14 protein-coding genes are annotated in these 19,247 nt (G+C 34.4%); 9 read left to right on the forward strand and 5 right to left on the reverse strand.

From position 1 onward, the window contains the following. Positions 1 to 29: 29 nt before the first annotated feature. The 3 genes from CKV71_RS00170 (at position 30) to CKV71_RS00180 (ending at position 3,238) form a co-directional block, all read left to right on the forward strand. Complete coding sequence (locus CKV71_RS00170) at positions 30 to 1,004, forward strand: DNA cytosine methyltransferase (RefSeq protein WP_095102414.1); 975 nt, start codon at positions 30 to 32, stop codon at positions 1,002 to 1,004. A 9-nt stretch (positions 1,005 to 1,013) separates the two neighbouring features. Beyond that, complete coding sequence (locus CKV71_RS00175) at positions 1,014 to 2,042, forward strand: DNA adenine methylase (protein ID WP_095102416.1); 1,029 nt, start codon at positions 1,014 to 1,016, stop codon at positions 2,040 to 2,042. 74 nt (positions 2,043 to 2,116) lie between these two features. Beyond that, entirely contained in the window at positions 2,117 to 3,238 is a 1,122-nt protein-coding gene (locus tag CKV71_RS00180; protein WP_095102417.1) for an HNH endonuclease signature motif containing protein, read from the forward strand. Between the two features lie 108 nt (positions 3,239 to 3,346). On the opposite strand, the gene CKV71_RS00185 is transcribed toward CKV71_RS00180, so the two are convergent. Then, complete coding sequence (locus tag CKV71_RS00185; RefSeq protein ID WP_095102419.1) at positions 3,347 to 4,198, reverse strand: NAD-dependent epimerase/dehydratase family protein; 852 nt, start codon at positions 4,196 to 4,198, stop codon at positions 3,347 to 3,349. Between the two features lie 241 nt (positions 4,199 to 4,439). On the opposite strand from CKV71_RS00185, the gene CKV71_RS00190 reads away from it, so the two are divergent. The 3 genes from CKV71_RS00190 to CKV71_RS00200 all read left to right on the forward strand — a co-directional run bounded on the left by CKV71_RS00190 (position 4,440) and on the right by CKV71_RS00200 (position 6,464). Beyond that, positions 4,440 to 4,745, forward strand: a complete 306-nt coding sequence (locus CKV71_RS00190) for an ArsR/SmtB family transcription factor (protein ID WP_095102421.1) — start codon at positions 4,440 to 4,442, stop codon at positions 4,743 to 4,745. A gap of 97 nt (positions 4,746 to 4,842) precedes the next feature. After that, on the forward strand, positions 4,843 to 5,760 hold the full coding sequence (locus CKV71_RS00195) for an NAD-dependent epimerase/dehydratase family protein (RefSeq protein WP_095102427.1): 918 nt from the start codon (positions 4,843 to 4,845) through the stop codon (positions 5,758 to 5,760). A 23-nt stretch (positions 5,761 to 5,783) separates the two neighbouring features. After that, positions 5,784 to 6,464: a type 1 glutamine amidotransferase domain-containing protein gene (locus CKV71_RS00200; RefSeq protein WP_095102435.1), complete on the forward strand. Its 681-nt coding sequence runs from the start codon at positions 5,784 to 5,786 to the stop codon at positions 6,462 to 6,464. Positions 6,465 to 6,904: 440 nt separating this feature from the next. Here the strand turns inward: CKV71_RS00200 and CKV71_RS00205 are convergent, their stop codons facing one another. Beyond that, positions 6,905 to 7,639, reverse strand: coding sequence for an NAD-dependent protein deacylase (locus CKV71_RS00205; protein WP_186824456.1), 735 nt, complete (start codon positions 7,637 to 7,639; stop codon positions 6,905 to 6,907). Positions 7,640 to 7,914: 275 nt separating this feature from the next. Between CKV71_RS00205 and CKV71_RS00210 the strand changes: the two genes are divergently transcribed. Together CKV71_RS00210 and CKV71_RS00215 are read left to right on the forward strand one after the other, a co-directional pair. After that, positions 7,915 to 8,757 (forward strand): CPBP family intramembrane glutamic endopeptidase, encoded by an 843-nt coding sequence (locus CKV71_RS00210; protein WP_095102446.1) that lies wholly within the window; start codon positions 7,915 to 7,917, stop codon positions 8,755 to 8,757. Between the two features lie 85 nt (positions 8,758 to 8,842). Further along, positions 8,843 to 10,720 carry a hypothetical protein gene (locus tag CKV71_RS00215; RefSeq protein WP_095102449.1) on the forward strand — a complete coding sequence of 626 codons (1,878 nt, stop codon included), beginning with the start codon at positions 8,843 to 8,845 and terminating at the stop codon, positions 10,718 to 10,720. Positions 10,721 to 10,787: 67 nt separating this feature from the next. Here CKV71_RS00215 and CKV71_RS00220 read toward each other — a convergent pair whose 3' ends face one another. Next, a complete protein-coding gene (locus CKV71_RS00220; protein WP_095102452.1) occupies positions 10,788 to 12,878 on the reverse strand; it encodes an amidase domain-containing protein in 2,091 nt (696 codons plus the stop codon). 214 nt (positions 12,879 to 13,092) lie between these two features. Between CKV71_RS00220 and CKV71_RS00225 the strand changes: the two genes are divergently transcribed. Further along, the gene (locus tag CKV71_RS00225) at positions 13,093 to 15,921 is read left to right on the forward strand and encodes a YhgE/Pip domain-containing protein (RefSeq protein WP_095102456.1); all 2,829 of its coding nucleotides are present in this window, start codon (positions 13,093 to 13,095) and stop codon (positions 15,919 to 15,921) included. A 152-nt stretch (positions 15,922 to 16,073) separates the two neighbouring features. Here the strand turns inward: CKV71_RS00225 and CKV71_RS00230 are convergent, their stop codons facing one another. Both CKV71_RS00230 and CKV71_RS00235 read right to left on the reverse strand, forming a co-directional pair. After that, complete coding sequence (locus CKV71_RS00230; protein WP_231917526.1) at positions 16,074 to 17,801, reverse strand: ABC transporter permease/substrate binding protein; 1,728 nt, start codon at positions 17,799 to 17,801, stop codon at positions 16,074 to 16,076. Beyond that, complete coding sequence (locus CKV71_RS00235) at positions 17,788 to 19,020, reverse strand: quaternary amine ABC transporter ATP-binding protein (protein WP_095102462.1); 1,233 nt, start codon at positions 19,018 to 19,020, stop codon at positions 17,788 to 17,790. The genes CKV71_RS00230 and CKV71_RS00235 overlap by 14 nt, the downstream gene beginning before the upstream one ends. Positions 19,021 to 19,247: the final 227 nt, after the last annotated feature.

The raw sequence follows: 19,247 nt of genomic DNA on the forward strand, positions 1-19,247 counted from the left end.
ATGATAAATAGTGAAATAGGGGGTCTTTTATGAATTATGTTGAATTATTTGCAGGCGCCGGAGGACTCAGCCTAGGTTTTGAACAAGCAGGTTTTCAAAATGTTTTTTCTGTAGAATATGATGAAAAAATTGCTCAAACCTATTTATTAAATTTTCCTGATAATCATTTAATTATTGACGATGTTAAAAATATAGATGAGAACCAAATTAATAAATTGATAGATGGTAAAGATATTGATGTTATAATAGGTGGACCGCCTTGTCAGGGTTTTAGCATGGCTGGAAGGAATGGAAGAAGTTTTATAGAGGACGACAGAAATGAATTATTTAAAGAATTTGTAAGATTTGTTGCAGTTATAAAGCCTAAAATGTTTGTAATGGAAAATGTGGCAAGGATGCTGAGTCACAACAAAGGTAAAACTGTTTTAGAAATTACTGAAGCGTTTGAAAAATTAGGCTATAACGTTAAGTTTAAAGTACTTAAAACTGAAAATTATGGGATTCCTCAAAAAAGACAAAGGATATTTTTTGTAGGAACTAAAGGAAAAGAATTTACATTTCCAGATATATTTGAAAAAGAAGTTACCGTTAAGGAAGCCATTCAAGATTTACCCCCTTTAAAAAGTGGAGAAAAGTCGGCTATTCCTAATCACTTTGCTATGAAACATAGTCAGCAGATGCTTGATAAAATGGCTTATATTTCTGATGGAGGGAATAGAGAGGAAATACCTATTGAGTTGCGCCCAAAAAGTGGTGATATTAGAAAATATATTAGGTATAACAGCAATAAACCTTCTATAACTGTAACAGGAGATATGAGGAAAGTCTTCCATTATAATCAAAACAGAGCGCTCACATCAAGGGAACTTGCACGACTTCAATCTTTTCCTGACTCTTTTGTTTTTAAAGGAAGTAGCATCGTTGTTCAGCAACAAATTGGAAATGCAGTTCCTCCTAAATTAAGTTTTGTTGTGGCAAATGAAGTGAAAAAGAGTTTGGAGTGAAAACTATTTATGGAAAAGTTTATATTAAAGCCTGATATAAAATTTCCGCGAGTAAATTACATTGGAAATAAAGAAAAACTAGCTGAATGGATAGTTGATAATTTTCCATTAGATTCTGGAAGTGTATTAGATTTATTTTCTGGAGGGAGCTCAGTTTCATTTGAATGTAAATTACGTGGTTATAAAGTTATTAGTAACGATGTATTATATGCTTCTTATGTAGTAGCTAAATCTATAATTGAAAATAATAATTATACTTTAGATTATAAACATATAGATGAAGCTGAAAAATTGAGCTTAAACTTTGATACGGTACAAAAATATTCATGGCTAGAAAATACATTATATTTTCCGGATGAAATAAAAGAGTTAACAAGACTAATAGAATATTCATCTAAAATGTCAGGGTATGAAAAATACTTATTTCAATCTTTGATTCGTAGAGCAATGATTAGAAAGTTACCGTATTCTAGAATGAATGTACCATGGAAAAGTATAATTAAACTTAGAGATGAAGATTATTCTTATGAAAAATATGGCAGAAAAAGAGCCTATCATAATGAAAGTTTTTCTTCACATATTAAAAAAAATATAGAAAATTATAATGCTTCAGTTTTCGATAATGGGAAAGCTAACTTAGCTATCCAAAAAGATGCTATAGAAGCTGTTGAGGAAATTGATTTTGTGGATGTTATCTACCTAGATCCTCCTTACCCAAGCACAATGAATAACTATGACCAATTTTATGGTGCATTTGATAGAATATTTGATAGAAAAATAGAACATTTGGATTTAACTAATAAAAATAATTTTATAGAATCTTTAGAATCAATAGTTGTTAAATCTAAAGAGAAAACCAACTATATAATATTAAGTATAAATTCTAATTCTGTGCCAGGAATATCTGAAATTTTTCAAATGTTATCTAAACACGGTAAAGTTAGTATTAAAGAAAAGAAACATAATTATCAAGTAAGCGGTAAAGTCAATAAAAATAATAATAATGAAAATCTACTAATAGTAGATGTAAAAAAATAAGCATGTGTATACAAGCTTATTTTTTTTGTGTATATTTGTTATAATAATAAAAAAGGGAAAAGAAGGGATAAAGAATGAATGTCGATAAGAATATTAATTCAAATATCAGGAAAAAACAAAAATACGAAGAGTATTGGAAATTAACTGTTGAATATACCGATATACACAAAATGCGCTTTCGAAACACTTTAGAAATGATTGTTAATTACATAGATAGTCATCCTGAATTGAAAAAAGAATATGATAAAAAATACTATAAGGAATTACAAAATATAATAGCTAAGGTATATAAAAAAGCGGATTTAGGTTCAGTTAGAAAATCCATAAATCAAATGATTAAACTAGGTTTTGTAAAGCCTTATTTAACTGGATACCATTCTGAAACAAAAAAATTTTTAAAAGCTTCTAGTAATGAAGAAAGAGAAATTATTTTTTCGGATGTATATTATTCTTCAGCCAATTTTAAGTCTTCTGTTACAGTTGATAATAGTCATCTTAAACATATTAACTTTTTCTTAAAAACGCTGATGTATAAAAAAAATCGGGAACTAAACAATGATGAAATAACCGCCTTAATAAGTACTGATATTTCAGCATATAATAATAAAGGGTATATGAATGAAAAAGAACTGAATGAGCAAATTGAATTCGTAAAGTTTAATGATTTTAAAAAAAGAAAATATAATCAGATTTCATATTTTCTTGACTTTTTAAAATATGTTCCAGGAATTACAGTAGCTAGAGATAAATCAGTAGTATATTACACGGAAGACGCAAGCATTCATTTATCTGACTATATTGATGTTAAAAGAGACCCTACCCAATTTAGATTGATGAAGGAGAAAATAAAGCAAGAAAGTATCAATATATATGGAAGAGTGCAATGTTACTTTACCAAGAAAGAACAAAAAGGTTTAGTAGTTTCTCACATTATTAGATCAGAAGATGCATTAAGAAACTTAGATATTAATACTGCATATGATTATAAAAATGCTCTATTATTAGATCCTAATACAGATGCTTATTTCGATAAATATGACTTAACCTTTAATAACGAAGGGAATCCGAAATTCGGAAAACTAATACCTGATGAATTTAAAGAAGAAAAAGAAGAAATGTCTTTAGATAATGAGGTCTTAGAAGGTAGAGTAAGTTATTTGAAAGAACATCAAAGTAAGTTTGAAGAAAAAAATTAGAAAAGTTTTAATTATAATTGCCATTACACGAGATTAATAATTATTTTAAAATCTCATGTAATGGCTATAATTAAAGGCTGTAAATTTTTAATTTTAGTTCAACTTCTCTCACTTAATATCTTTCATTCCTTCTCGCCATGAAGAATAAATCAATTTTCCGCCTTGTGCTTTAAATTTCTCATTACTAACGCCACGTTCGAATGGTTCGGCTGGTTTAATATTAATCTCTGGAGATACACCTAACTGGTTAGCATACCAATCAGCCCAGACATCGCCTTTTACAGGGTCATCGTCTGCCACATTATACGTGCCTGTCTCAAAGTTCAATGCTTGAATCGCTGTTTCGACAGCATCATCGATATGAATAAACGATTGAACACCGTCTGTCATTTCAACTTTTCCATCTACAAATTGATTATAAATCATGCCATCTTTGCCATACCAAGTACCTGGACCATATAACCAGCCATAGCGTAGGATAACGTGATTTTTAATACGTGCGGTTTCTTTTTCTAACCCTTCTACACCTTCAACAGTGACTTTGCGATCTCCTGTCGCATTGTAGTCTAAAGGTGTTTTCTCAGTTGCTAAACCCTCACCGCCTGCATAAACAAAGGCAATACTTTGAGATTGCATACTTTTAACGCCATGTTTAATTGCAACATCTACTAAATTTTTAGTACCTTCGATTCTGACTTTAGTATTTGCTGCCATATCTACATTTTTCAAATCCGAAATTTCATTTAAAATGACGTCCGGTTTGAAGTCACCAATTGCTGCATCGATGGAATCATAGTCGAAGATATCTCCGACATACGGTGTCACGCCAGCATTCTGCAATTTTTCTTTACCTTTATCAGAAGTAGTAAAGCCGGCGACTTCATAACCTTCTTCTAGTAAGCGTTTCGTTAATTTTGTACCGATTAATCCAGTAGCACCTGTCACAAATATTTTTGTCATTCTTATTCACCTTTTTTCTTTAATTTTTGAAAAAGAGTTCGCGTGCTTGTTTGGCCTATTATAGAGAATTGTCATACAAACAACAAACTATCCAAATTGAATTAAAAATAACCTCTCAATTTATTTACCACCTTTCAAGCTCATTTACTTGTATAATTTTTTATCCTGTGTAATTATCTAGTATATTAGCGGTACACAATGAAGTGTGAGGCTCAATGAAATCAATAATGGAGTTTGAATTATGGGAGAAGAAACATTAGAAATATTTAAAAGAGGAACAAAAATTTTAAACATTCTTCAAGATGAAAAACGTCAACAAATTCTTATTTTATTGTGTAGAGAGAAACAACTGACAGTGAAGGAAATCACTGCACTCTTGCCGATCTCACGTCCTGCTGTTTCTCATCATTTAAAGTTAATGTTGGATGCAGGCCTTTTATCCGTAACACAGACAGGGCTTGAACGCTATTACAGTTCTGATTTAGACGACACCTTAGAATGGTTGAAGGAATTGACAAATTCTCTTGAAGCAAATTTGAAAAAATAAAGAAAAGGTCTTTATTTTTTTAAGTCATAGGTTTATATGTTTAAACCTATGGATAAAGTAATATTATATTCTACAAATAGTTTGGAGTGGCATAATCATGCAAACAGTTTTAGGAAGTAATGGGCAAATTGGTCAAGAAATCGCCAAAGAGCTTTATAAAAATTATACGAAAGACATTCGCTTAGTCAGCAGAAAACCGCATAAAATTCATGATACAGACGAAGTAGTACCTGCCGATTTAATGAAATACGAAGATACTTTGAAAGCCATTGAAGGCAGCGACGTAGTTTACTTTGCTGTAGGTTTGCCTGCCGATTCAGAAATGTGGGAAAAACGCTTTCCAGTTATGATGGAAAATGTCATCAAAGCGTGTGCAGAAACGCACAGTAAACTAGCATTCTTCGACAATACGTATATGTATGAAAAAAATGCGAATGTACAAACAGAAAGCAGTCCTTTTGTTCCAGTGGGACGTAAATCAAAAGCCCGCGCAAAAATGGCTGAAATGTTATTAACAGCTATGAAAAAAGGAAAAATTGAAGCCTTGATTGGCCGTGCTCCAGAATTCTATGGCCCTGATTTGACACAAAGTATCACTAATTCTTTAGTTTTCAATCGTGTGAAAGCAGATAAAAAAGCCATCATTCCAATTAGCGCTTCAGTATTACGTACTTTAATTTGGACACCGGATGCAAGTCGCGCGTTAGCGTTACTAGGTAATACCCCAGACGCTTTCGGACAAACATGGCACTTGCCGACAGATAAAAGCGTGACTTATAAAAAATTAATCGAAATAACTAAAGAAGTAACCGGTAAAAATATTAAATATACCGTTTTACCGATGTGGGCATTCAAAATAGGCAGTCTTTTCAATGGTCAAGTTAAAGAATTAATGGAATTATTACCAAGATATAAATACAATAATATTTTCAATTCAGATAAATTTAAAAAACGCTTCCCAGAATTTAAAGTAACAACGTACAAAGAAGGCATTCAACAAGTCTTTAAAAAGTAAATTAACAGCAGAGGATGAAGATAATGAAAAAAATCATGATTGTAAATACGAGCAGTGACCATTTCGGCGACAATGACAAACCAACAGGATTATGGCTAGGTGAACTTGTTCATTTCTATGATTATTTTAATAACGATGATTATCAAATTGACCTATTCAACATTGAGGGCGGTAATACACCGATTGATCCAGTCAGTTTGAAACCTTACACTTTGGATAAAGTAACTAAAAAATATTATGAAGATGAAAGCTTTATGAATTTATTGAAAAACTCACCTTCAATCAAAGAAGCACATCCGAGCGAGTACGATGTAATTTATTTTACAGGCGGACACGGCGTCATGTTTGATTTCCCTGAAAATGAAGATATCCAAAAAGCTATCAAAGAAATATACAATCATGGTGGTATCGTTTCTGCAGTCTGCCATGGCTTAGCAGCTTTATTAAATGTTAAAGATGACAATGGCAGATACCTCATAGATAATAAATCAATCACTGGATTCTCCAACACAGAAGAAGTATTAGCGAACCGTAAGAAATTAGTGCCATTTATGTTGGAAACCGAATTGAAAAGAAGAGGCGCAAATTACAGCAAAGCACTCTTGCCATTAAGACCTTATGTTGAAACAGATGGTCGCTTAGTGACTGGTCAAAATCCAGAGTCGCCTAAACAAGTGGCAGAAGCTGTAGCTAAAATTTTATAAAAATGAGAAGGAGCTGGACAGAAAAATGAATTCTGTTCCAGCTCCTTTTGGTGCGGTGAGGCGAAAGTGTCGAGGCTGGCAACGGTCGCCTATACAGTTAGGGTCGAAAGTGTCGAGGCTGGCAACGGCCGCCTATACAGTTAGAGGCGAAAGTGTCGAGGCTAGCATCGGTCGCCTATACAGTTAGGGTCGAAAGTATCGAGGCTGGCAACGGTCGCCTATACAGTTAGGGTCGAAAGTGTCGAGGCTAGCATCGGTTGCTTATACAGTTAGGGTCGAAAGTGTCGAGGCTATCACTCGTTGCCTAGACACTTTCACCAACATATACTTAACTACTGCTTAAATATATATAATTGCACCTCGATTATTAAATTCCTACTCTATAAGGAAGGGCTGGGACCTCAATAGAAGTCCCGCTCCCCCGCTTTTCACTTCATCGATTATTCAATTCTATTCAATGCTTCCACTACTTTGACCATATCCTCATGAATGACTAAATCTGCTTCATGATCATAAGGCGTTGGATCTAAATTAATAATTACTAAATTTTTACCTGCAAAGTTGGAAATTAATCCTGCAGCAGGTTGTACTACGAGTGAAGACCCTAAGACTACTAAAGTATCCGCTTCTCTTATCTTATTCAACGCATTCATTATCGTACTTTGATTCAGCATTTCGCCATACAGCACAATGTCAGGGCGAAGCGGTCCGCCGCATCTCTCGCACGTACGTAAATCACGCTCAATAACATCACTTTTCGTATATTCTTGAGCACATTCTATACAATAGAAACGATTCAACGTACCATGCAATTCATCGACTTGTTCACTGCCAGCATCAGCATGCAGTCCGTCGATATTTTGAGTAATTACGCCTAACGATTTACCTTCTTTTTCTAAATCCGCAATCCACTCATGTACTGCATTCGGTTTCTTATCTGCAAAAAGTAAATACTCATGACAAAAGTCCATAAATCCTAGAGGGTCATTTTGGAAATACTCCGTACTTAACAAATATTCCGGCGACATGCCTTTCTTCGATACTTCATCATACAAACCGCCAACAGAGCGGAAATCAGGAATACCGCTAGCTACTGAAATTCCAGCGCCTGTAAAGAAAGTAATCTGATTTGCATCATGAATGATTTCTTTTAATTGTTCAATTTTATTTTCCATGCTTATCACTCCATACCATTTAAAGCATCATCTAAAGTCTTTCATTAGTCTTCATTTAACTTAAGTTTAAGATGTAATCTGCACTTTCGCAAATGACATCAATGTTTGCAAATTATACATAATATTTTAATTTTTAAACAGAATATTAAATGGAAATCTGCTATGTTTATAGTGAGATAAACTTTTGGGAATTCATCTCTCAGAAGTGATAGCTTGTTCTTATATTATGCGATATACTTTCTCAAATATTAGGTGGATAGGGGGCAGGATGAACTATGAATTATTTAATTAACACGCTTAAAATGATTGGAACCATTCTTTTATTATTTATAGTCGTAGTGTTTGCACAGAACATTGGAATCGTTTGGCATGCATTGCATCTGCATTCTTTCGAATATGTTTTGCATGGTATTACTTATTTAGTTGTAGCACTCCTTCTCTTTAAACTCGTTGCTAATAAGGTGTATAAAAGGAAATTAGCTTACTTCAGAATTACGCGCTTTAAATTCATTAAAGTCTGTGTACTTTTAGGCCTACTTTTACCTGTCGCAGTGATGAGCTTCTATCTTATATTTATCCCTGGCCATTGGGTTGTAACTGATTTGAAAAGTAACCAAGAGTATAGTGCTATGCTGATTGAAATCTTTTTCCTTGGCGGGATTGTCGCACCTATCGTAGAAGAGATGATGTTTAGAGGCTTCTTGCTTAAATATATTGAAAAGAAAACCAATATTTATGTTGCCCTAGGTCTGACTTCCGTCTTATTCGGAGTAATTCATTTAGTTAATGGAAAGTTGACAGGCGTGAGTTTGATTATGTTAGTAGCAGCTGGAACAGCGGTAGGATTGATGTATGGACTTGCTGCTTATAAATTCAATACAGTATGGGCAAGCATTCCTCTCCATATGTTCTGGAATATGAGTTCTGTCATTACAGTGAGCGATCATAATATGGAGTATGGTGTATTTCAATATATAATCAAATCAAATAACCCCTTCATAACAGGTGGCGTTTACGGGATGGATGCGTCTGGCATCTCAATCATTGGTTATATTGCAGTAGCTGTGCTTCTTATTTATTGGAGAAGATTTCAAGCGATAGAAAAGCAGAAATTATAAAAGGAAAGCACCATTTTTTTACTAGGAAACAAGTAGTATAACATATATAATAGGGAGTAACTGCTAAGTAGGAAAGGTGAATGGAATGAATAAAGAGAGAAATTACGATTTGAATTATAAAAATAAATTAAGTCGTCGATTCAAAATTTCAAGCGCAGTATTGGTTATAAGTTCAAGCTTAATAGGTTCTAATATAGTGCCGTCTCCTTTAATAGATGCTGAAGAAACTCCAAATTTAAATAAAGAGCAGAATCCAGAACAAACACAGCAGCTTCAAAAATATATTCAAAAAAGTCGAGAGCAGCTCAACCGGATTAAAGGTTTAGAAACAGACCAAAAAGAAAAGTTGAATGAACAAATCGGTAAAGCTCAGAGTTCTAAGGAAATTGATAACTTGTTGAAACAAGCGGAAAATGATAGCTCGATAAGCGAAAAAAGTAATGCAGAAAAAGCAAAACTTAAGGATGAATTAGAACAACAAAAATCTGATCAACTTAAAGCAAAAGAAAACGCTGAAAATCTTTCTGAAAAAAATGAGGCGTTATCAACTCAAACTAATGCTCCAGAAAAGCCTATCAAACCCAATTTAGAAAATGAACAATCTAACCAAGATAACCAAGAAGTAGAGGAATTTGTTAAGAAAATAGAAAATACTTCAAATAAAGTTGACGAGTATCAACAAAAAGAAAAGGAAGCTCCAAAAAATGAAGAGCGTTCAAATACTAAAGTGACAGAACAAGCTGACCAAGCTAAGTCACAAATTAAAGATTTAAAAGATGAAGTAGATAACTTGGCAAAACAGCCCGCAAATGCAAAAGCAAATTCAGATTTAAATCAGTATGTCCAAGAGAAAGAAAAGAACTTAAATCTGTTAGCCTCTAAAGTATCAGAAAGAGAGGCCATCTCAAAAGAGAATAAAGCACGCTTAGAAAATGAAATTGAAAAAAATAAACGTAACATCGAACAAAAAAATGATATGATAGCGAATCGTTTGAAAACAACTTCTGATAAGCAGCAAGCTGTTAAAGATATTATCGGCGATACTTTAAACGATAAAGAAACACAGGATATTTTAAAACACATTGATACTAAAGGGAAAACAGATCAACAAATCACCAGTCAGGTTGTGGGTGAACTTGATAAACTGTCATCATTTTCAAGTGATGGATTACTAGAATCAATGTTCGCAAAAGCAGATAATCGCAAAGACTTAATTGAAGTATTATTATCGCCTAAATTTGAGGAACAAGAAGCTAGAAACATTGCAGAGCAAATTATGCGCAGTCATCCAGATAATGCACAACTCGTTAAATTGCTGAAGCAACATTACGGTGAAAATATTTCTGGGGACGATATTTTAGAAGATGTGTTAGACCGTGCTGACAATAAACAAAAAGCTATAGAAACGATTCTTGCTTCAAAACTGAATGATAACAAGGCACGAATACTTGCTAATAAGATTGCTGCGAAAGGCAATAGCAAAGCTGAGTTGCTGAAACTTATGAAATCAGATGCAGATACACGTATCGATCAATTGCTGAAATTGGACCATGATGCGGATCAAATGAAATCAAGACTACATGGAATGTTCAATCCGTTAAATAGTAGTCCTGGTTTATTGGCTCAATTAGGCGGTAAACCATTGCATCCAGATTTACTGAATGGTCATTCTAATTTATTTGGTTCTTCAAGTTTGTTAGATAAATTATTAAACGGAAAAAGCTTATTAGATGGTATTCCAGATATACCTAATCCTTCACAAGGACACGCATTATCATTAGGAGATTCATCCGATGACTTTTTAAGTGGCTTATTCGATCATGAAGGCAACTTTGATTTACCTAAAGCCGGAGAAGCTGCCAAGAAAGTTGCGCTTCCATTTGGAGCTTCAATGATTATCGTGGGCGGTGGCATCCTATGGTATGTAACACACCGTAAAAGAAAGCTTAAAAAGCAGATTTAAAATAAAAGCTTCATTCAAGAAACTCAAATTAATTGAGTCATTGAATGAAGCTTTTTCATTTATATTATTATTTACCTTTAATATAGCTTAATTGAGCAGCATCGTCAGCATCAATTGTTCTATAAGAAATGACTCCGGAGCCTTCTACATTAGATTCTGAAACCACTATCGAACCATCGTTGTTAACTTTTTCTACAAAAGCGACATGGCCATAGATAGGGTCGGCATCTTGCTGTCCTGCTTCAAACACGACCGCATTATGTTTTTCTGGTGTGGAAGTAACGGTGTAACCTTTGTTTTCTGCACGATTATTCCAATTACGTGCATCTCCCAAATCGCCACTGATTTGTTTATCGAATTGCGCCATACGATTATAAACATACCAAGTACATTGACCATGGGGATACGGTGAGTCACTCGCTGATTCAGCAAATGGTTTGAAATCTGAAGCATTTTCTTTACCACTTGGTTTGTAATCATTTAAATTCGGCATTTGTTTCTTATCAAATTGCGTTAAATCGTAGTGTTTGATAATGCTATTAAGTTTATCAGCATAGCGTGAATCAGTTGCATAAGTTTGTGCAAGATGCTCAGTAGCATCACGATAAGAGGAAGCTTCACTTTTCCACGTAGGACGATAAATATCGGCGTTACCCTCAACTCCATTTTTGATTAAATCCGTATAATCTTCGAGAGATTCTTTTTCACTTGGGTAACTGCGGAAAGGTGCTGAAATTTGGTACATACTGTTTCCGCTATCTTCAAGTGTATTGAAATCCGCAGATTTGCCTTGGTAATTCCCTTTGATTCCGAATAAATTATAATGCGGTGACCGAGCAAGCGCACTATTACCTGAATCAGATTCTAAAATGGCTTGTGCAATCATGACAGAAGCAAATATATCTCTGTTCTGACCGATATCATGTGAATCTTTCGCAATTTTCTTGATGAACTGGCGTGTATTACTATTTTCTACAACAGTAAAATCACTGCTGTCTTCTTGATTGTTGGATAAATCAGGCAAGAATTGGAACATTGCTGCTGATCTAAGGTTAGATTGCTTTACACCATCTTCAAATGATTGTTTCGGTTCGGTCTTGTCTTTAAGTTGTGATTGAGTCGGTAATTGAGGATTAGTGGTTGATGTATCTGAATGATGGGTGTCTGTGGTTGTGTCTTCTTCTTGTGTGTCATTTGTTTTATGTTGGTCATCGTATTTATCTTTTTGTTTTTTAGCACCTTCGCTATATTCATCCAAAATAGCGTTGATCACAGAATCATCCTGCTCATTTTCTTGTTGTGAGGATTTTTCAGTATTTTGTTCGCTTGGTGTATCGGATGGTGATTTCTCGTCAGTTGTCGTGTCATCTTGTTCGGTTTTATCTTGTTGAGACGAAGTATCTTCTTTTTGCTGCTCGTTCTCTTGAGGAGCTTGATTATTATCCTCTTTAAGAGATGCACTTGCTTCATCTAACTTTCTCAAGACTTCATTATCATCTTGCGATAAGTCGCTATTCTCATGAGTGATTGAGGATGCATCCTCTGAATCATCTGCTGTATCGGCTGAAGTTTCATTTTGAGAAGGCGTAGTTTGTTCTGCACCAGAATCAGTGTTCTTAGAATGATCTAAGTTATTGTCCGATTTGTCATCGTTATTTTGACTTTGTTCAGGTTGGCTTGACTCTGTATAAGATTTATTTGAATTTGAAAATAGTTGATCCCACAAACTTGGCATGCCATTATTCTGTTCTTTAAATGGTGCCGGTTTAAAAAAGTCTAAACTGCTTTTATAGTAATCAGGACGAATAGGGTTGTTTACGCTTTGTTGAGTATTTGATTTTTGTTCATCTGACTCTTCAGCGTCTTCGTTTTTCTTTTTATCTTCAGTATTTTTATGATTTTCCTTTTTGGAAACAGAGGAGGGTTGTTCAGTCTCGTCTTCATCTTTTTTACTAGTATCATCATGCGTCTCATTTGTTTCTTTTTCAGCTTTATCTTCTTTGTCGGAAGGTGGTTGACTTGTATTATTATCTGTAGCATTCGTTTTCGGAGGAGTTGATGATTCTTCTGAAATTTCAGCATTAACATGGTTGAAAGGAAGTGTTGAAATTAATAAAGATGATGAAAAAATACAGACTAATAACTTTTGTTTCCTCATAATAATACCTCTCTTTTATTTAATGTGATTTACTATATACAAAGTACTACTTAACTTGTTAAAATATTGTTAGTTGTTAACACTGTTAACAGGTATCAACTTTTTAAAACATAACTTGAGCAATGAAGCCATTATATCAATTTATCTGAAATAAACAAATAGTGTTTTGAAATTTATGTGCGAAGATATAGAAAAAAATCTAGAGGTGTATAAAGTGAAAAATGCAATAAGGCTTTTTCTGATGGATTTAAAAAAGATTATTAAAGCACCTGCTGTTTTGGTCATCTTAGGAGGCGTGATGGTACTGCCCTCTTTTTATGCATGGTTTAATTTAGATGCAACTTGGGATCCATATGGAAATACTAAAAATATAAAAATAGCAGTAGTTAACGAAGATAAAGGCGATAAAGTAAGAGGTAAAAAGATAAATGTAGGGGATGAAGTTGCTAAACAATTAAAAAAAGATAACCATTTTGGTTGGGAGTTTGTCAGTCGTAAAAAAGCAGACCATGATTTGAAGATGGGCAAATATTATGCTGCTATGTACATACCAGAAAAATTTACACATCAAATGACTGGAACACTTCGCAAAAACCCTGAACGTGCTGATATAGAGTATAAAGTAAACCAAAAATTAAATGCAATCGCACCTAAAATGACAGATGCTGGAACTAGTGCGATTGTGCAGAAAGCTAATGATAAATTTAATGAAACAGCGACCAAAGCGTTACTTAAGGAAGCCAATCGGTTAGGTATTAAACTTGAAAAGGAAATACCTACAATTAATAAAATTCAAAAAGCAGTTTCTACAGCTAATAATTCTGTACCTGAAATTAATAAGTTTGCTGAAAAAATATTATATTTAGATGAGCATCAAGACAAGATAGATAACTATGCAGATAAATTTAGATCGTTGAATCAATACAAGGGCGACGTTTTAAATGGCGTAGATAAATTAAATCAAGTTAATTCAGCTGTGCCTGCATTAAATGAAAAAGCTAAATTAGTATTAGCATTAAATGAATATATGCCAGATATCAAAAAAGCACTGAACGTTGCTTCTAATGATGTGCCGGAAGCATTTCCACGAATTAATAGAGGCGTCGATATTGCTAGTAATGGCGTCGATAAAGGCTTACAAGGTATCAACGACGCACGCGGTTATTTGAGTGCGATTAATCAACGCGTAGATACGTACCAAGGAATTGTGAATGACGCGCAAAATCGTAATCAAGACGTGAATAATCGTTTGCAAAATAACTTACAAACAGCACCTCAAAGTGCTTCGAAAACAAGTGAGAATAATATTAAATTTTCACCAATGAGCACAGATGGTAATTCAAACAAGACTTCTTTTGACAGTGAAGATGCAAATGCAATGGAATCTTCTTTATCTAAGGGGTTATTGTCTTTATCACAATATACAGACCAGCAAGCAGAAAGTACGCAAGATAATATAGATTCATTAGAAAATATCGCTTACGGTATCTTGTCTTCTGATAAGCCTGAAGAATTTAAGTCTGTATTGGATAACATGAATTCCAGACTTGAAGCGACGAGCAAATCTAATCAGCAATTTATCGATATATTATCTGAAATTGAAGACAGAGAAGATGTAGATCTTTCAACTGAAATCAATAAATTAGAAGAAGCGAATAATAGTGTGAATAACTTAATCAGAAAACAAAATCTCCTAAGAGATGCGTTAGACCAAGGCAGCTCTGGTAAAGCAGAAGCAGTGGACTTATTGAAAACATTGCCTCAAGTTGACCGTGATTTGAAGGGATTAAGAAATTATATTCGAACAGAAATGAACCAAAATTTATTGGACGTATCTAATAAAGTGACGTCGGTATTAAATAATGGACAGGCTAAACTTTCAACTGTTCAATCCAAGTTGAATACTATTTCTCAAGTGATTGACGGAGGAGAAGCGATTTTAAAAGACAGTAAGAATAGAATTGAAACGATTCAAAGTGCTTTGCCACTTATCGAACAGAAATATAAGGATGCCATGGCTGTCGCACAACGTTATTATCCAGAGTTCGAACAAGATGTGAATAAAGCTGCTGCGTTTATCAGAAATGATTTACCTGGCTTAGAACAGCGATTAGCGGATACAACTGCAACAGTAAACGAAAATATTCCAACAGTATTTAATCGCTATGATCAATTAGTAGATCTGTTAGACAAAAATCAGCCAGAGGCAAAACAAAAACTACATGATTTAGCAAAATTGATACGTAATGATTTACCAGGTGTCGAAAAAGATTTGGCAAAAGCGAACAAACTCTTTAAAGAAATAGACGATGACGACGCTGTAGATAAAATGGTTGATTTCCTGAAAAATGATTTGAAAAAGCAAGCAGATGTCGTATCTAATCCAATTAAAATCAACCAAGAAGATGTTTTCCCTGTGAAAGATTATGGTTCTGCAAGTACACCATTCTATACAACATTATCATGTTGGGTCGGCGCTTTATTAATGGTGAGCTTGATGACAACAGATAATAAACATAAAGATTTAGAGCCATATTTAACTAAAAGAGAAGATTATTTAGGTAAAAGTGGTTTATTCTATCTCATAGGTACCGTTCAAGCATTAGTGGTATCCATCGGAGATATTGTAATATTGCATGCACAAGTAGAGAGTGTAGGTTGGTTTATAGGACTGACTGTCTTAACCTCGCTCGTGTTCGTAACGATTGTGTATACTTTAGTTTCATTATTAGGTAACCCAGGAAAAGCGCTTGCTATTATATTATTAGTGTTGCAAATAGCTGGTGGAGGAGGAACATTCCCTATAGAAGTAACACCCGAATTCTTCCAAATTATACACCCATATATACCGTTTTCTTATGCAGTAGATGCGTTGAGAGAAGCGGTTGGTGGAATTGTGCCAGCAATCTTAACGAGAAAAATACTGACACTGATATTATTTGGCGTTATTTTCTTTGTGATTGGTATTATATTTAAACCAATTACAGATCCTATCATGAGAAAAGTTGCAAAAGAAGCTGAGAAAAGTGACGTTATGGAATAAGCTATTGAATCGAATTAGAGTGGTGCCGGGACATGATTTTGTCCTGGCATCATTTTTTCGTTCCAACAACCTTAACAACTTCAGATTATTGTACATAATAAAAAGACAAGCAGCTCATGAAAGTTGCTTGTCTTTCTTTACTTCAAAATAAACTATTTCTCTTTCCATTTATCGACTTTATCCCGGTTGTTTTTAATCCAATCGCTGGCAGCCTTTTTAGGTTCTTTTCCTTTTTCAATTTCTAACATGATAGATTCCATATCATCTATGCTCCATTTGAAATTATCTAAAGTTCTATAAGCTTCAGGCATATCTTTCTTTAAACCTTTACGTGCCATAGTATCAATACTTTCAGCTCTGCCCATAGTACCTTTAGGATCTTTCAAATATTTTAAATCATAACGTTGGAATATCCAGTAAGGATTCCAACCTGTAATAACGATTTCATCTTTATTTTTTACGGCACGTTTAAGTTGAGCATTCATAGCGCCTGTGGAAGAGATGACTTGGTCCCATCCTTTTAAGTTTGGATAAGCTTTGATAGTTTTATCTGTGGCTTTTACAATTCCAGCACCTGGTTCAATCCCGGTAATTTTCTTTTTGGCTTGGTTATCTAAATCTTCAATAGAGTCAACATCCATATAAGAAGGGACGACAAGGCCTAGTTTAGCCTTTTTATCAATATGAGGTCCTAAGTTGTCCAAATCGTCTTTGAACTCTTTATATTGTGCCGCATGAGTAACTGGAAGCCAAGCACCCGTCATTGCGTCCGCTTCTCCCTTAGCTACCGCTTCCCACGTAACTGGAATATCTAAAGATGTCATATTCACTTTGTAACCTTCTTCTTCTAAGACCTGTGCAATCACATTGGTAGACACGACTTGGTCATCAGATTGTGCATAAGCCAAGGTAATTGTTCCCTTATTCGCTTTTTTAGTAGGGGAAAAGAAGATAGAAAATAAAATAACAATTAAAACGATTACCGCGATGATTGCAGTGATTATCCATTTCTTCTTTTTAGGCATAACTGACTTTTTCGGACGATTCATTGCTTGAGTGAAGCGGTCTAAAATAATAGCAAGTACTACTATACCAATACCATAAACAAATCCATTTCCGACTTCTGAACGTTGTACTGCTGCTAGAACACCTTGTCCTAAACCAGGCGTTCCAATCATAGAAGCAATTACGACCATTGAAAGTGTCAGCATAATCGTTTGGTTAATCCCTGCAAAAATATTTTCTTTTGCCATAGGTATATCCAGTTTGAATAATCGTTGCCATGCAGTTGAACCGAAAGAATTGGAGGTTTCTACGAGTTCTTTAGAAATAGAACGAATACCTAAGTTGGTCATTCTGACGGTCGGAGGCAAAGCGAAAATAACAGAAGCGAAGACCCCTGGCACCATACCGATACCGAAGAAAGCTACTGCTGGAATTAAATAGACAAAACCAGGCATCGTTTGCATTAAATCCAAAATAGGTTTGACTACTTTTTCTACAGTATTACTTTTAGACATCCATATCCCAAGAGGAACACCAATAATAATAGCGACTAAACTTGAGATAATTACCAATGTGATGGTATTCATTAAATCATCCCACATACCTTGGTTGTATATGAAAAGCAATCCAAGAAGGGTAAATAGTGCGAATCCCCATTTACGTTTAAATACAAAGAATGCCGCAATCACTAGAAGTGCCATCATCACAAATGGTGGAATCGCAGTGAGAATCATAGTCATAAAATTCATGATAGCTTCACCAGTAACTTGCAGGACTGAGAAGAGGCCGGATAAATGTGTGGTCAGCCAGTCTACGATGTTATCAATCCAATCAGAAAAAGGAAGTTTTCCTGCCCCGAAATTAAACATTTGCATTCCCTCCCTCTTCTGTGGATTTGTCATCAGACTTAACAGTAATATTGTCCGTACTCATTGCACCAATGACACTGCCTCGAACTACCACGCCAATAACACGTTCTTCTTCATTTACTACTGCAAGAGGTGCGGGTGAGTTGTAAATAAGGTTGAAAATATCACTCACAAACATATCTTTATTAATTTTATGCACATTTTCATCTAGTATCTCTTTTAAAGTGAGTCCCTTATCTCTAGCTTCTAAGGCTTTTTCTGCAGAGATGCTTCCTTTTAATTTACGTTCTCGGTCAATGGCAAGCAACATACTGACTTCTTCTTGTCGCATACGTTGTAACGCCACATTTGGTCCTTCTGATTCAATATTAATAGTCAAAGGAGGTTCCATTATATTTTCTGCTGTTAAAACTTTAGAACGATCGACATCTTCGGTAAATTCTTTTACAAAGTTATTAGCAGGATGAGTTAAAATTTCTTCTCCAGTACCAATTTGCATAATCTTTCCATCACGCATCAAAGCAATGCGATCACCAATACGTAAAGCTTCGTTTAAGTCATGCGTAATAAAAATAATAATTTTCTTTACTTTACGTTGTAAGTTTAATAAATCATCTTGCATGTCGCGTCGAATCAATGGATCAAGTGCTGAGAAAGCTTCATCCATTAATAAGATTTCGGAATCATTTGCTAATGCGCGTGCTAGCCCCACACGTTGTTGCATACCACCTGAAAGTTGATCTGGATATTGATCTTTAAACGAAAGCAGACCTGTATCTTCTAATGCTCTTTCAGCTTGTTGTTTACGTTCTTCTTTATTAACGCCGCGTATTTCTAAACCGTACTCCGCGTTTTCTAAAACTGTTCTTTTAGGAAAAAGACCAAAATTTTGGAACACCATATTTACTTTGGTACGTCTGATTTCCCGTAGTTCACTCTTAGACATCTTTGAAACATCCTCATCATTGATAAAAATACTTCCTGAAGTAGGTTCAATCAAACGATTAATAAGACGTACTAATGTAGATTTCCCGCTACCCGAAAGTCCCATAATTACAAAGATTTCTCCATCTTCAACATCAAAATTTGCATCGTAAACACCTACAGTTGCCCCTGTTTGCTCTAGAATCTCTTGTTTTGATTTGCCCTTTTTAACCATATCTAGTGCCTTTTGATTATTCTTGCCGAAGACTTTGGTTAAGTTTCTCACCCGAACTTTGCTCAAAATAAACACTCCATTTCAATTTCTATCGCTATAACTGTACTTTAGCAAATTAAATTTAAAAAACAACCTTATTATTAAATGGAAAAAGGCAAATTAAAAAACATTCTTTTAGATTTTTAAAAATTAGAAAGAATTAATATACTAAACTTGCTAAAATGTCTTGTAACGTTCGCAAATGATTTTTAAACTTTTAGGGTTGCTAAATTTAGAAGTTTAATAGATATCTA

The organism is Staphylococcus piscifermentans (genome assembly GCF_900186985.1).
Lineage (GTDB): Bacteria > Bacillota > Bacilli > Staphylococcales > Staphylococcaceae > Staphylococcus > Staphylococcus piscifermentans.